Below are 15,365 nucleotides of genomic sequence, written 5' to 3' on the forward strand. Positions count from 1 at the left end.
AATAAAATTTATTTCGGTGCCCAAGCTGGTTCGCGCACTTCACCTTGCTCACTTGGTAAATTCATACGGAAACGACCATCAGTAGACATGATTGATAAAAGACCTCGACTACCTTCACGAGTTGCGTATACAACCATTTGCCCATTAGGTGAGAAACTTGGCGATTCGTCTAAGCTTGTTGGTGTCAAAATATTGGTAATACCTGTATTGATATCTTGTAACGCAACTTTATAACTACTTCCGCTAGGGCGGTGTACTAAAGCAATCTTTTTACCATCAGCACTCAGTGTACCACGTGCGTTAAATGCACCTCTAAATGTCAAACGTTTTACAGAACCATCATCAAAACTGTAGCGATATATTTGTGGAGAACCACCACGATCTGAGGTGAAGATAAATGACTTGCCGTCAGGTGCATAGCGTGCTTCGGTATCAATTGCAGAATCATTTGTCATACGCTTAACTTGGCGCGTATTTAGATTCATTTGATAAATTTCGGGATTACCATGCATAGACGCAGTAAATAACATGGATTGCCCATCAGGAGAGAAGCTTGGTGCTCCATTGAGCCCTCTAAAACTTGCTAGAACTTCCCGTTGACCTGTTGCTAAATCTTGTAAGTAAATAGCAGGGCGTTTCGTTTCAAATGAAACATACGCAATTTTCTTTGCATCTGGTGACCATGTTGGTGACAAAATTGGATCACGTGATGACAAGACCGTTTTAGGCTGTTCACCATCAGTATCTGCAATTTGTAATGTATAGCGTTGAGCGGGTGTTGCTTGATTACGAAGTACGTATGCGATACGACCACTAAAATCACCTGCGATACCAGTTAATGCTTGGTAAATTGCATCACTGATCATATGTCCAGCTTGACGAATACGTGAACTCGGTACAGTTAAAACCTCATTCAAGAGATATTGCTGTTTTTGTACGTCATAAAGTTGATAGTGAACTTCAAATGAATTTGCATCAATAGGTTTGATTTGCCCAACAACAAGATATGGAACACCAGCATTTTGCCAATCTGCCGCTTGAATTTGATTTAATGCAGCCGATGCAGGTAGATTTTTTGATGCACTTGTAAAGCGACCTGAGCGATTTAAATCATTTTCAACAATTGGATAAATTGCATTGTCATTTGTAAAAGGGATGATAGCAATTTTAGGCGCTTGTTCTGGTGCTTTTGCAATTTCTAAATGAAGCTGTGCAAATGCAGAAACAGGGATTGCTGCGCTAATTGCAGTAAATACTGCTAGAGAGATGAGGTGCTTACGAGTCTTATCCATAGTTACAATTACTTGCGTTCGTATTTTTGTGGCTGTTGAATTATTTAGCATAGTTACATGCTTTGTGCTATTAAAAGCATGTAACGTTAACTATTCATTACTATTTTGCAGTAAAACTTGAAGTAAAGCTTCTTGCTTCACGTCGAGCATCAGGATCTTCAGGCATTGGATAGGGAGCGGCTGCACGAACTGCTGCTTCGATACTAGCTTTCATGTCGGGATCAGAAGAATTAACAATCACAGACATAACTGCACCACTATCATTCAGTGTGACCCGAGCTGTAGCTTTTTGACCAGATGAGCTTAATGGAATATTCCATGCACGTTTGATTTTGTTCTCAAAATCACGCTTAGCTGTTGAGGCAATTTTTTTAGCTTCAGCTTTTTTCTGAGCAGCTTCTTGCTCGGCTTTTTTTGCAGCAGAAGCTTTTGCTTCCTCCGCATCTGCTTTAGCTTTAGCTTCTGCATCGGCTTTACGTTTAGCGTCAGTCTCCGCTTTAGCCTTTGCATCTGCTTCTGTCTTCGCTTTTGCATCAGCTTTACGTTTGGCATCTGCGTCGGCTTTAGCTTTCGCATCTGCATCGGCTTTACGTTTAGCATCAGCATTCGCTTTTGCCTTGGCTTCCGCATCAGCTTTGCGTTTAGCTTCCGCCTCAGCTTTTGCCTTCGCATCAGCCTCTGCTTTGCGTTTGGCATCTACTTCAGCTTTACGTTTAGCATCAGCATTCGCTTTTGCCTTAGCTTCAGCATCAGCTTTACGTTTTGCATCTTGTTGAGCTTTTAGCTTTGCGTTCTCGGCAGCTTTTTGTTGTGCTAATTTAGCATCTTGTTCAGCTTTTTGGCGTGCTTTTGCATCAGCTTCTGCTTTTAGATCAGTCTTACGCTTAGCTTCAGCAGTTGCCTTTGCTTCTGCTTCAGATCGTTGTTTTGCTGCTAATGCTTCAGCAGCTTTTCTTTGCTGTTCTACTTGCTTCGCTTGAGCAGCTTCTTCACTCTTACGTTTTTGTTCAGCTAATTTCGCCTGTTGTGCTTGCTCTTGTTTCCCTTTCTCTGCAGCAAGTTGTTGAGGGGTAGGTGTTGGAGGTGTAACAGGAATATTTTCAGGTTGAGTATTATCAACAATAGGACTTAATATTTCATTAGCCTGATTTTCTGAAGTTGTTTCCTGTTCAACCTCTTTAGCTAAGGGTGGTTGAAAGTCTTCAGGTTTTACTAAGACAGTCGTCAGTTTCTTAGGAGGTTCGGGCGGTTTACTTAAACCTAAAAAAAGTAAGCCTACAATAGCAATCGCATGAACTCCAAATGTGAAGCCAAGTGCGATAGCGTTTTGCTTAAATAGTGGCTCGTGAATATTTTTCATAACTTATTTTAAAGGCTCTGTCAGTAAACCCACTTGTGTTAAACCTGCTTCTTGTAGGCTTGCCATCAGTGATACAACTTCACCATAAGGGCGTGATTTTTCACCATTCACGAGAACAGTGAGTTGTTTATTATCTTGCTCGGCTTGTTGTTGTGCCTTCGCTAAAACAGTTTCAAGTTGTTCGAGCGTTAGTGGTTCACTGTCTTTGTAATCTTCATACTGCAAATAGATATTGCCATCTTTACCAATCGTCACCATCGCTGGCATATCTTTAGATTCAATTGGATGATTATTGGCTTGTGGTAAATCAACTTTTATACCACTGGTAATCATCGGTGCAGTTACCATGAAAATGACCAATAACACTAACATTACATCAATATAAGGGACGACATTCATGTCACTTTTAAGTGGTTTTTTGATGCGCTCGAAACGTCCAGATCGCTGAATAGCCATTATGCATCTTCCTGTGTCGTTCCAATTGATTGACGTTGTAGAAGTGCAATCATTTCCTCAGCAAATAGGGCGCGGTCAGAATAGATGCTTTCGCCTTTAGCGGTAAAATGGTTAAACGCAAGTACAGCGGGTATCGCTGCAAACAAACCAATAGCAGTTGCGATTAGTGCTTCGGCAATACCTGGTGCAACCGTGGCTAATGTCACCTGATCAACTGCTGCTAAACCGATGAATGCGTTCATAATCCCCCAAACAGTTCCGAACAAACCGATATAAGGAGCAACTGAGCCGATACTAGCTAAAGAGCCAAGACCAACTTCTAAGCCGCCTTGATCTCTACTTAAACCTACACGAAGAATACGCTCTGTACCTTCAATCGTTTGTGTAGTATCAGCTTTGCGTTTCTGTAATTTTAAAAACTCACCTAAGCCCTGATAGAAAATATCTTCAAGCCCACGACGCTTTGAGTTTAATTGGGCATTATTATAGAGCGTATTTAATTCGGCACCTGACCAAAACATTTTTTGAAAATGCTCGTCATCTTGTTCTGCTTTTTTGAAACCCATATGCAATTTTGCAATCAAATACCAGCTATAAATAGAAGCGAGTAATAAGATCAGCATCACCAATTGTACGACAGGGCTTGCTTGTAAAATCAGGTCAGAGATATGCAGAGAAGATTCTAAATTTGTTGCCATAAGTTAAGTGCCGAAAGTTTATTTTTAGTCCTGTGCTAATTCTTTTTGAATCAGATCACGAATTTCGTCAGGAAGTCGACGTGGCATCATGTCTTTATTCAAACATGCCAACGTAACCTCACCTGAAGCCAGCAAGATTTCACCACGATAAATATTTTGTTGCAACACAAAAGATGCGGCTTTACACGAAATAACACGTGCTGTAACGGTAATTAAATCATCCATTAATATTGGACGTACATATTTCACCTGAATTTGGTGAACCACAAAGTTGTAATCCTCTTGGTGCCAATAATGATCAACGCCAGCTGCTCTTAGCCATTCTGTTCGAGTACGCTCCATATAGCGGATATGATTGGCATGATAGACGATACCGCCTGCATCTGTATCTTCAATATAAACGCGAATGTTAAATTCAAAATGATTTGCCATTTCTTTTACCTATTGGTTTCGTACTGGGAGCGATGAAGGAATGATATGTTCTCGATGAGACTAAGGAAATAGTAATAAATAACATATTCTTGATGCGCATAAAAAAAGCCCTAACATGTAGGGCTTGATCGAAAAGACAATTATTTAAAGTTAATTGAGTTCATCCCATTCAACTGTTTTAGGGAATCCAGTTACTGTTATGCCATCTGCATATGCACTGATTAAAGCCTTGTAATTGCTCGTGTTTGAAATCTTAATTGTATTTTTTATATTGTCAGTGTCTTCAATCATAATTTCAGCAAAATTAGGATAGAAAGCTATTTTATCTGTATCATTTTCAAATCTGACATCACTTTTGAAATTGACTGAGAAAAATTTACTTTCAGGAGTACCTTGAATATTTCCTAGTGCAGTAAGCATAAGATTATTCACATTGAGTTGATAATTATTAATCATCAACTGTTGCGTTTTTTTGGTTTCATCATCAAATACACTTAGTACCATTTCTTTGATTTGATATTGAGTAGTGGCTTGGTTGTATTTACTGACAAAGTCACCATTGAAAGTAATACTCGAATCACTTGGTGGAATGATTTTGAAGTTCTTTAATGAGGTCTCGTAACGTGCAGAATCTGCCGATGATATTACTTTGCTATTTACGGATCCAGAGATGGTGAAAATACCTAAGCGAGTTATAGAGCTGCTGTCATCATTTATATAATCCATAAACTCACAGTCATTGAATGTAATGCTCTTGTCGCTATTTTTTGTAAATGAGCCTTTTGAACATCTAAAGTTATTACCAGCATAAATGCCATAATAAATATTTTCTGCAAACTCAGTGCCAATCAATGCAATATTGTCATTCTCTTGAGATAAACTAATGATTGGTTCATAAATTGACTCAATAGATTCTGCTTTGGTGTAGTCTATTTTTTCTTTACTTTGGGTGGATGTTCCATTACTACTACCGTCACTTCCACCCCCACAAGCTGTTAGTAATATTATGCTGCTATAAAATATTGTTGTGAAAAATTTATTTTTCATTTTAACCCTTAATAAAATAATGAAGTAAGTAGAATAATCTGTATATTATTTTAATTACTTCACTATAGAAAGTATTTTATTAAAGGAAATTGATATTATTCCGGTGGGGTCATACCAAATTGCAAATAAGCCATATTCGTTGCTATACGCCCGCGAGCAGTGCGCATAACATAGCCTTGTTGAATTAAGTAAGGTTCAATAACATCCTCTAGTGTGCCGCTATCTTCAGCCATTGCGGCTGCTAATGCTTCAACACCAGTAGGTCTGCCTTCAAATCGTTCAAGCAACATACTGATATAACGACGATCTAAAGTATCTAAACCTGCTTTATCGACATTTAGCATGTCTAGAGCACGTTGAGCCATTTCTTGAGTTACTTCACCTGTGCCTTTCACTTGAGCGTAATCGCGTACACGGCGTAATAGTCGATTGGCGATACGTGGAGTACCTCGGGCACGTCTTGCAATTTCAGTTGAACCTTCTCTAGTAATTGGAACATCCATGAGGTTTGCTGAACGCGTTACAATATGCGTAAGATCTTCAACAGAGTAAAACTCCAGACGTTGCACAATTCCAAAACGATCACGTAGTGGTGAAGTGAGTAGACCTGCACGTGTTGTTGCTGCGACTAATGTAAATGGTGGTAAATCTAGTTTAATAGAGCGCGCTGCTGGACCCTCGCCAATCATAATATCCAGTTGATAATCTTCCATCGCTGGATAGAGGATTTCTTCAATCACTGGCGAAAGACGATGAATTTCATCTATAAATAAAACATCACCTTCTTCTAAGTTGGTCAGCATTGCAGCTAAATCACCAGCGCGCTCCAATACAGGACCAGACGTAGACTTTAGATTTCCACCCATTTCGCGAGCAATAATGTTGGCGAGCGTGGTTTTACCTAAACCTGGTGGTCCAAAAATTAGCGTATGATCCAGTGCTTCACCACGCCCACGAGCAGCACCAATGAAAATTTCCATTTGCTCGCGAACCACGGGCTGACCAATATAGTCAGCAAGTGATGTCGGACGAATTGCACGATCAAAGTGATCTTCAGGTTTTTCAATTCCACTAATGAGGCGATCTTGCATAATATTACTTCATCATCGATTTAAGAGCTGCGCGGATAATATCGGCAGATTCTGTATAGTCAGCCTTGACAGCTGCCACAGCTTTTTGTGCTTCAATAGGTTTATAGCCAAGCGATTGTAAAGCAGCCTCAGCTTCAGCAACAGGTGAGTTTGACATGAATTGAATTTGAGCGGTGGTTGTTTGTGAAGTGCTATTCGCTGACTGTGAAAGTGCTTTGAAACGGTCACGTAATTCAATCATTAAACGTTCCGCAGTTTTTTTACCAACTCCAGGCACTTTAATTAGTGTATCGATATCATCGTGTTCAATGGTGTGAATTAATAATTCAACACTTAACGTAGATAAAATCCCTAATGCCATTTTGGGTCCTACACCGTTTACTTTGAGTAGGGTGCGGAAAATAATTTTTTCTTGTGCTTCACTGAAGCCATATAATTGTTGAGCATCTTCACGAACGACTAAATGTGTCCATAACGTTACTTTTTGTCCTTTTTGTAATTGGCAAAATGTTGAAAGCGGTGTATCGATTTCATAACCAACCCCATTTACATTAAGTAATACAGTAGGGGCTTCTAAGGCAAACACTTCGCCAATTAAACATCCGATCATAGAAAATTTTTCACTATTTATTTGAAAAGATTTAAACCAAAGTCATTTAAGAAAACAGAGTTTGCATATTCTTTTAAAAGAAGCCAACTTTATTCCCTTGTAACTCTTGCGCCAAGCTATAAGCCTGATGGTCTGAGAACTTACTAATAATATCTAAGACTTGCATAATATTATTGTAATGGTTGTTTTGAAAATTTGCGCCTGAATGTTGCAAAATCGACATCAAACGTTGTTCTTTAAAGCTTAATGTTTTATGCGGCATGGTCAAAGGCACAAAAGCATCTAAAATAGTCTGTAAGCTTTGATGCGCAATAATTTCTAAACCGGATTTTTGAGGATGTTCAAAAATACGATCTCGTGCAAGATTTTTCGCTGTTTGAATGCCTGCTTCAATATCAGGTGAGCAATATTGTAAAAGGCTACCTTTGAGTTGACCTGTGAGGATTTCATAGTGGTGTTTTGCAAAAGCCGTCGTGACTTCATCGACTAATCGTTTCATTACACGACCACGCAAGGCTGCAATTTTTTGTTGCCAAGTGGTATGCGGTAAATGCAGCTCTTCAGGAAGACCAAAATCTGCGATCAAGTTGAGGAAGATAGGTTCAACTTCTTCATAACTCAACATATTAAGAATGATGCCATCTTCTAAATCAATCAGTGCATAACAAATATCATCAGCAGCTTCTAATAAATAAGTTAGAGGGTGACGACAATAGTGATATTCACCCAGTTTAATTAAACCAAGCTGTTCAGCAAGCTGTTTTAAGATTTCCTTTTCTGATTGATAGCAACCAAATTTTGCTCTTTGATGGGATGGGGTATCGCCTTGTTGGTCGATGGTTTTTGATAACCAAGGATATTTTAAATAGGCACCCAGTGTTGCGCAGGTCAGACGCATACCACCATCATCAGGATGGTAGTCAATACGACTGAGTAAACGAAGACCTTGCGCATTACCTTCAAATTGACGAACGTCTGCTTCTTCTTCGGGAGTGAGTTTGGTCAGAAAGTCACGATGTGAGGCATCATCAAACCATTCACGTATAGCATATTCACCTGCATGACCAAAAGGGGGATTACCAATATCGTGAGCTAAACATGCCGCTTGAATAATCGCACCGACATCAGCAGGTGAAATCCACATGGGTAATTCATCTTTGATCTTTTCAGCGGCGAGCATACCAAGCGAGCGACCAATACAAGATACTTCGAGTGAATGAGTCAATCTTGTATGAATACCATCGTGCTGAGTCAATGGGTGAACTTGAGTTTTTCTATTCAGTTGTCGAAAACTTTGGGAAAATATAATTCTATCGTAATCTTTATGAAACGGGCTTCTAGCCAATTCTGTACTACTTTTTTTACTACCTAAGCGAATTGCAGAGAGCAATTCCAACCAACGCATTTGTTCCATTTATCATTATTCAAACTGACTTTAATTCATCATGCCAAAAAAAAGATTAAAGCACTAGAGTAGTGCGACATAAGTTGTCTTGTAAGTGTAAAGCACTCTGATTTTTCTATTGATAGTATTGGTTTTTATACTATTGGAATAAAGAGGTCGTGAAAATGAGGGATGGGAAATGCGTACATCAGAACAAACTAAATGAATTGTTACGAATAAAGTAAAATGGATAAAGCGATAAGAATTTAAGTGATTTGGGATAGAAAACTCTGATTTTTAAGATGGATATGGCTAGCTGAAAGAAGGCTTTCACAGTAGAATATGCGCTCTCTCATAAGTCACATTGCGGTAGGTTCGTTAGACCCACCCGTGGAGCCAAAGTCAACATGTTTATCGTGGCCGGTGCATCAGCACATTCTTCTTTTAAGAAAGCTCAACTCTTAAACCGTTTAGCGTCAATGAGTTCTGTTCAATCTTTTGACAGCCAGTGGGTTTATTTGTTTGATCAAGCGCTCAACGAGCAGCAACATCAATCGGCATTACAACTTTTAAACGATGGTCAATCTTTCGAACTTCGCCAAGCTGCAAGTGATGAAATCCAAATTTTAGTAACTCCACGTGTTGGCACAATCTCTCCGTGGTCGTCTAAAGCAACTGATATTTTCCAAAACTGTAATACACCTGTACACCGTTTAGAACGTGGTCTTTTATTCACGCTAAAAGGTGTCACTGAAATTACGAATGAAGTTAAACAAGTACTTCATGACCGTATGACGGAAACAGTTTTTGCTCAAATTGAAGATGCAAAAGCTTTATTCTCAGAAACTGCGCCGAAGCCACTCAACTCAATTGATATCTTGGGTCAAGGTAAAGAAGCATTAGTTAAAGCGAATAATGAGTTTGGCTTTGCTTTATCTGAGCAAGAAATTGATTACTTAACCGAAGCATTTACAAAGCTGGGTCGTAATCCAAATGACATCGAGTTAATGATGTTTGCTCAGGCGAACTCTGAACACTGTCGTCATAAAATCTTTGGTTCTGAATGGACAATTGATGGTGAAAAACAACCATTATCATTGTTCCAAATGATTAAGAATACCTATAAAGAATCTCCAACAGATGTATTGTCGGCGTATAAAGACAATGCCTCTGTGATCGTGGGTTATGACACGATGCGTTTTTATCCAAAAGCGGATGAAAATGGTCACTTTGTTTATAAATATAAGAGCCAAGCCGCTCATATTTTAATGAAGGTTGAAACGCATAACCACCCAACAGCAATTTCTCCATTTGCTGGTGCTGCAACTGGTTCAGGCGGCGAAATCCGTGATGAAGGTGCAACAGGTCGTGGTGGTAAACCAAAAGCAGGTTTAACAGGCTTTACGGTTTCTAACTTGAATATCCCTGGTTTCGAACAGCCTTGGGAAGAAAACTACGGTAAACCTTCACGTATGGCATCGCCATTACAAATCATGATTGAAGGTCCATTGGGTGGTGCGGCGTTTAACAACGAGTTTGGTCGTCCTGCATTGAATGGTTATTTCCGTACCTTCGAACAGAATGTGAATGGTGAAGTTAAAGGCTTCCATAAACCAATTATGATCGCTGGTGGTTACGGTAACATTCGTCCTGACCACGTTGAAAAAGATGCGATTCAACCAGGTGACTTACTCATTGTATTGGGTGGTCCTGCCATGTTAATCGGTCTTGGTGGTGGTGCTGCATCATCTGTAGACAGCGGTACTATGGGTGAGAGCTTAGACTTTGCTTCAGTACAACGTGAAAACCCAGAAATGGAACGTCGTTGCCAAGAAGTCATTGATACATGCTGGCGCTTAGAAGACTTTAACCCAATCGTGTCTGTACACGACGTGGGTGCGGGTGGTCTATCCAATGCGATGCCTGAACTAGTGAATGATCACGAGTTAGGTGCTGTATTGAACCTTCGTAAGATTCCATCTTTAGAGCCAGGCATGAGCCCGATGGAAATCTGGTCAAATGAAGCGCAAGAACGTTATGTGTTAGCGATTCGTCCAGAATCTTTAGAACAGTTTGAAGAAATTTGTGCACGTGAGCGTTGTCCGTTTGCAGTACTTGGTGAAGCGACTGAAGCACGTCATTTGACTGTTGAAGATCCATTATTTGAAAACAATGCAGTCGACATCCCAATGCAAGTCATGTTGGGTGGTACACCACGTATGCAACGTTCATATGAAACGATTGAACGTAAAGGTAACGACTTTGATGCATCAAAAGTTGATTTGAAAGATGCGATTTTCCGCGTATTGAAGAATCCAACAGTTGCGTCTAAATCATTCTTGATCACCATTGGTGACCGCTCGATTACAGGTATGGTTGCACGTGATCAAATGGTTGGCCGTTGGCAGGTTCCTGTTGCAGATGCAGCAGTAACGACGACAAGCTTGCAAGGCTTTACAGGTGAAGCTATGGCGATGGGTGAGCGTCCACCAGTTGCTTTGTTAAATCCTGCTGCATCTGCACGTTTAGCGGTTGCGGAAGCAATTACAAATATTGCGTGTGCCAACATCGAACAAATCAGCGATATCAAACTTTCTGCAAACTGGATGGCTGCTGCTGGTCAAAAAGGTGAAGACCAAGCTTTGTTTGAAGGTGTGAAAGCGATTGGTATGGAAATGTGTCCTGCATTGGGTATCGCTATTCCTGTCGGTAAAGACTCACTTTCAATGCGTACCACTTGGAATGATGGTGAAGATAAAGCCGTAACTTCTCCAATGACAGGCGTAATCACTGCGTTTGCACCTGTTTTAGATGTACGTAAAACATTAACACCTGAACTGAAGAACTTAGCAGACTCAGTACTTGTACGTATTGATTTATCTAAAGGTCAATTCCGTTTAGGTGGTTCGATCCTTGCGCAAGTCTATAAAGCAATCGGTTCTGTTACCCCTGATGTTGATAGTTTTGATGACTTCAAAGCATTCTTTGCCTTGATTCAAGACTGGAACAATCGTGGTGTGATCAAAGCTTACCATGACATCGGTGATGGTGGTCTATTGGCAACTGTTGCTGAAATGATGTTCGCATCGCGTTTAGGTGTTGCTCTAGAAAATCAATCCACTGAAAGCTTATTTGCTGAAGAAATTGGTGCAGTACTTCAAATTACGGGTGCTGATTGGGCGCAGTTAGAAGTTGAAGTTGCGGCATCTAGCTTGAAAGATACAATTGCTGTTGTTGGTCGTGTGAATACAACTGATCAATTGGTTGTAAATGGTTTAACGCTTGAGCGTGCTGAATTACAACAAGCTTGGGCTGAAGTGTCACATCAGATCCAACGTTTACGTGACAACGTTGAAACAGCTGATCAAGAATTTGCTTTAATTGCAGATAAGAACCACAAAGGTTTAATTGCACAACCAACATATGACTTAAATGAGCCAGTTGAAGCGCCGTTTATCAATACACGTCGTCCAAATATGGCAATTTTGCGTGAGCAAGGTGTAAATGGTCATGTGGAAATGGCGGCAGCCTTTGACAAAGTAGGCTTCAATACTATCGACGTACACATGAGTGATTTACTTGCAGGCCGTGTGAGCTTAAGCGACTTTGAAGGTTTAGTGGCATGTGGCGGCTTCTCATACGGTGACGTGATGGGTGCTGGTGGTGGCTGGGCGAAATCAGTATTGTTCAATGCGAAACTACGTGATCAGTTCGAACAATTCTTCCATCGTGAAAATACATTCAGCTTAGGCGTATGTAACGGCTGTCAAATGATGTCACAACTTGCTCCGCTGATTCCGGGTGCAGAGCATTGGGGACGTTTCCACCGTAACATGTCAGAAGTATTTGAAGCGCGTGCAGTGAATGTTCGTGTAGAGAAATCTGTTTCTGTGTTGCTTGAAGATATGCAAGGTTCGATTTTACCAATCGCAGTTGCGCATGGTGAAGGTCGTTTAGTTGCGACAGAACAACAACTTGCCGCTTTAAATGCAGAGAACCAAGTCATCTTGCGTTATGTAGATAGCTTGGGTAATCCAACTCAGCACTATCCATTGAACCCGAATGGTTCACCTGAAGCGATTACAGGACAAACTTCTAAAGATGGTCGCGCAACAGTAATGATGCCACACCCAGAGCGTAACTTCCGTGCTTTACAACATTCTTGGAAGCCTGAAGATTGGGCTGAAGATGGTGCTTGGTTGCGTATGTTCCGCAATGCACGTAAGTTCATTGGTTAATATGAAATAAAAAATAAGCCACCGTAAGGTGGCTTATTTTATTCTTGGATTCAATATAAAATAACGATGAATGAGCAAGAACAATGAAATCAAAAAGAATATGCTAAAACTTATTTATTATGTACCTGAATCACACCTTGAATCCACCAAACAGGCTATCTTTGAAGCTGGTGCAGGCGGTATTGGCAATTATGAGCATTGTGCTTGGCAAGTGAAAGGAATAGGGCAGTTTAAGTCTGTTAAAGGTGCAAATCCATTTTTAGGGCAGCTGGATGAGCTGGAACAACTTGAAGAATGGCGTGTAGAGACCATTGTGCCTGAAGAAAAAGCCAGTGTTGTGGCAAAAGCATTAAAGGCAAGCCATCCTTATGAAGAGCCTGCCTTTGAGTTTATTCAAATATTAGATATTGAATAATTATACTTTTTGAATAAATAAATCACGATCAAAACGATATTGCGGGAAGAACACGCCATCTTTGGCACGTTCACCTGCGCCGATCACCATCACAGGATATTGTTGATCATTTAACTTTAAAATTTTACGAACCAAAGGTTCATCAAAACCTTCCATCATGCAACTATCAAAACCATAAGCGCGTAAAGCCAATACAAGGTTTTCACAGGCTAAAGCTGTGGTTTTAGTTGCCCATAATTTAGCATCGGCAGGGTTAAATGCAGTCACAGGAAGTTGTTTATCAAGTGTACGGGCTACTTTAAATGCAACTTTTTTGAAGTTACCTAAGGCATTGAAATAACCTGTTTTATAGTTGTAGGGAATAAAGCGGTAATACTTTTGAACCGCTGGTGGCGCTTCGGGAAATGGAAACTCGGTGATATTTAGTTTTGCCATTTCATCAACACGATCTGTTCTAGCGACACATACGATTAATTCGGATGCAGTTTTAGCGGCAAGTTGTCCTAAACACGCTTTAACCAGTTGCTTTTTCTTGGTTGGATTTTGCACCACATAGAATGTCCAAGGCTGTAAGTTTGATGAGTTGGGTGCAAGCAGTGCCAAATCTAAACATTCATCTAAAATCTCACTTGGAATCGGTTTATCCGTGAACTTACGTACTGAACGACGGCTTTCAATGACTTTACGGAAATTGGCAACATCAATATCTTGAGGGGCAGGTTCGTAGTAGCGTTTTTTTTCGGTTTGATTTTGTTCAGACATGAGAATAAATGTTCCTATAAGTTTGTTGTTAATATTGGGACGTTAAATAAAAAAACCACCCAGTCTTGACTAAATGGTTTGTATAAAAACAGTGAAATGTATTAATTGAACTGTGAGAAGTCAGGCTTACGTTTTTGCATAAATGCTTGTACAGCTTCCATCATTTCAGGTGAGCGTACACGCTGCATAAAGATTTCAGCTTCTTCGTCGACGCAAACAATAATTTCAGCTAAGTCTTTTTTCATTAGCGCTTTACTTTGTTTTAGAGATGCTAAAGGTAATGCTGCTAAATGTTGAGCGGTTTGTTGAGCGGTTGCATAGGCATCTTCAACAACGTCATTTACAAGATTTGCTTTTACTGCTGTTGCTGCATCAAACTTCTTCGCTGTGAATAATAATTCAGCCGCTTTCTGATAGCCTGCTTGTTTGACCAATAAACGGCTCGCAGCACCTTCAGGAGAAAGGCCTAAACTAACGAATGGAATTTGGAATACGGCAGTATTGTCTGCAAATACGATGTCAGCATGTAATAAGATTGTTACACCAATACCAATTGCAACACCTTTCACTGCGATAATAAGTGGCTTAGAAAAACGAGCCGCAGCTTTTAATAATACAAATGGAGGTTGATCACCCGCTTTGCCTTCATATGGCTTTTGCATAAAGCCCATGAAGTCTTTCATATCATTACCCGCAGTAAAATCTTGTTCTGCACCACGGAAAATCACAACACGTACATCTTTATTTGTATCAGCTTCATCTAATGCTTTTGCAATCCAAAGATAAAGTTCACCGTAAAGTGCATTTTTGGCTTCTGAACGGTTAATGGCTAAGGTGAGTACGCCATCTTCTAAATTTGCTTGCAAATGTTGATGAGGTTGTTGAATACAGCTAAGTGTCATCGTACTATCCTTGCTTTAATCCAGATTGATTTTAAAGTGCTCTCATTATGTCGCATATTTGCGTTACATAGTGCAACTGATGAGTTCACAAAAAGTGAAATTACGCCTATGTACACATTTGACTATCTTGTTTTTATTGGACGCTTTCAGCCTTTTCATTTAGCACATCTACAAACCATTGAAATTGCGTTACAGCAAAGTCAGAACGTGATATTGGCATTAGGTTCAGCACAATCAGAACGGAATATCAAAAATCCATTTTTAGCTCATGAACGTGAGCAAATGATTCTGTCTAACTTTTCAGAGGATGATCAGAAGCGGATTCATTTCGTACATGTGGTTGATGTGTATAACGATGAAAAATGGGTCAAACAAGTCAAAACATTGGTCAATCAAGTGGTTCAGCTAAATGCAAAAGTAGGTTTGATTGGTCACTTCAAAGATGAATCTTCGTATTATTTAGCTTTATTTCCAGAATGGGAAATGGTTGAGTTGGATAGTTTAAAGGATTCTATTTCAGCTACACCTATGCGAGAAGCCTATTATCGAGGTGAGATTCAAACTGAATTTTTCCCTAAAGGCACGATTGAATTTCTGACTGAATTTAAAAATACAAAAGTCTATGCGGAATTGCAGCGTAAATATCTTGCGGGTGATAAAAGTAATTTGGATGAATGT

The 15,365-nt window shown here is 39.9% G+C and carries 14 protein-coding genes; 3 read left to right on the forward strand and 11 right to left on the reverse strand.

Annotated elements, in window-relative coordinates:
- Nucleotides 1–8 precede the first annotated feature (8 nt).
- From tolB to IRT38_RS08350, 9 genes are all read right to left on the reverse strand, one after another.
- Nucleotides 9–1,292, reverse strand: coding sequence for a Tol-Pal system beta propeller repeat protein TolB (tolB, locus tag IRT38_RS08310; protein WP_194597439.1), 1,284 nt, complete (start codon nt 1,290–1,292; stop codon nt 9–11).
- Between the two features lie 100 nt (nt 1,293–1,392).
- Nucleotides 1,393–2,652, reverse strand: a complete 1,260-nt coding sequence (gene tolA / locus IRT38_RS08315; protein WP_194597430.1) for a cell envelope integrity protein TolA — start codon at nt 2,650–2,652, stop codon at nt 1,393–1,395.
- A gap of 3 nt (nt 2,653–2,655) precedes the next feature.
- Entirely contained in the window at nt 2,656–3,108 is a 453-nt protein-coding gene (gene tolR, locus IRT38_RS08320) for a protein TolR (RefSeq protein WP_004913571.1), read from the reverse strand.
- Nucleotides 3,108–3,806 carry a protein TolQ gene (gene tolQ / locus IRT38_RS08325; protein ID WP_004913568.1) on the reverse strand — a complete coding sequence of 233 codons (699 nt, stop codon included), beginning with the start codon at nt 3,804–3,806 and terminating at the stop codon, nt 3,108–3,110. The genes tolR and tolQ overlap by 1 nt, the downstream gene beginning before the upstream one ends.
- A 24-nt stretch (nt 3,807–3,830) precedes the next feature.
- Nucleotides 3,831–4,238 (reverse strand): tol-pal system-associated acyl-CoA thioesterase, encoded by a 408-nt coding sequence (ybgC, locus tag IRT38_RS08330; protein WP_004913566.1) that lies wholly within the window; start codon nt 4,236–4,238, stop codon nt 3,831–3,833.
- Nucleotides 4,239–4,388: 150 nt separating this feature from the next.
- The gene (locus tag IRT38_RS08335) at nt 4,389–5,285 is read right to left on the reverse strand and encodes a hypothetical protein (RefSeq protein ID WP_194597431.1); all 897 of its coding nucleotides are present in this window, start codon (nt 5,283–5,285) and stop codon (nt 4,389–4,391) included.
- 95 nt (nt 5,286–5,380) lie between these two features.
- Nucleotides 5,381–6,376: a Holliday junction branch migration DNA helicase RuvB gene (gene ruvB, locus IRT38_RS08340; protein WP_004952988.1), complete on the reverse strand. Its 996-nt coding sequence runs from the start codon at nt 6,374–6,376 to the stop codon at nt 5,381–5,383.
- A 4-nt stretch (nt 6,377–6,380) separates the two neighbouring features.
- Entirely contained in the window at nt 6,381–6,986 is a 606-nt protein-coding gene (gene ruvA, locus IRT38_RS08345; RefSeq protein ID WP_194597432.1) for a Holliday junction branch migration protein RuvA, read from the reverse strand.
- A gap of 73 nt (nt 6,987–7,059) precedes the next feature.
- Nucleotides 7,060–8,400: a deoxyguanosinetriphosphate triphosphohydrolase gene (locus tag IRT38_RS08350; RefSeq protein ID WP_194597433.1), complete on the reverse strand. Its 1,341-nt coding sequence runs from the start codon at nt 8,398–8,400 to the stop codon at nt 7,060–7,062.
- 377 nt (nt 8,401–8,777) lie between these two features.
- Between IRT38_RS08350 and purL the strand changes: the two genes are divergently transcribed.
- Both purL and IRT38_RS08360 read left to right on the forward strand, forming a co-directional pair.
- Nucleotides 8,778–12,608, forward strand: coding sequence for a phosphoribosylformylglycinamidine synthase (gene purL, locus IRT38_RS08355; RefSeq protein WP_194597434.1), 3,831 nt, complete (start codon nt 8,778–8,780; stop codon nt 12,606–12,608).
- Nucleotides 12,609–12,708: 100 nt separating this feature from the next.
- Complete coding sequence (locus IRT38_RS08360; RefSeq protein ID WP_194597435.1) at nt 12,709–13,023, forward strand: NGG1p interacting factor NIF3; 315 nt, start codon at nt 12,709–12,711, stop codon at nt 13,021–13,023.
- On the opposite strand, the gene IRT38_RS08365 is transcribed toward IRT38_RS08360, so the two are convergent.
- On the reverse strand, nt 13,024–13,785 hold the full coding sequence (locus IRT38_RS08365; RefSeq protein WP_194597436.1) for a nitroreductase family protein: 762 nt from the start codon (nt 13,783–13,785) through the stop codon (nt 13,024–13,026).
- A 101-nt stretch (nt 13,786–13,886) separates the two neighbouring features.
- The gene (locus IRT38_RS08370; RefSeq protein WP_194597437.1) at nt 13,887–14,687 is read right to left on the reverse strand and encodes an enoyl-CoA hydratase-related protein; all 801 of its coding nucleotides are present in this window, start codon (nt 14,685–14,687) and stop codon (nt 13,887–13,889) included.
- A gap of 108 nt (nt 14,688–14,795) precedes the next feature.
- Between IRT38_RS08370 and IRT38_RS08375 the strand changes: the two genes are divergently transcribed.
- A partial coding sequence (locus IRT38_RS08375) for a nicotinate-nicotinamide nucleotide adenylyltransferase (RefSeq protein WP_194597438.1) occupies nt 14,796–15,365 on the forward strand: 570 nt, incomplete at its 3' end.

The organism is Acinetobacter sp. SK-43 (assembly GCF_015351505.1).
In the GTDB taxonomy this organism is placed as follows: domain Bacteria; phylum Pseudomonadota; class Gammaproteobacteria; order Pseudomonadales; family Moraxellaceae; genus Acinetobacter; species Acinetobacter junii.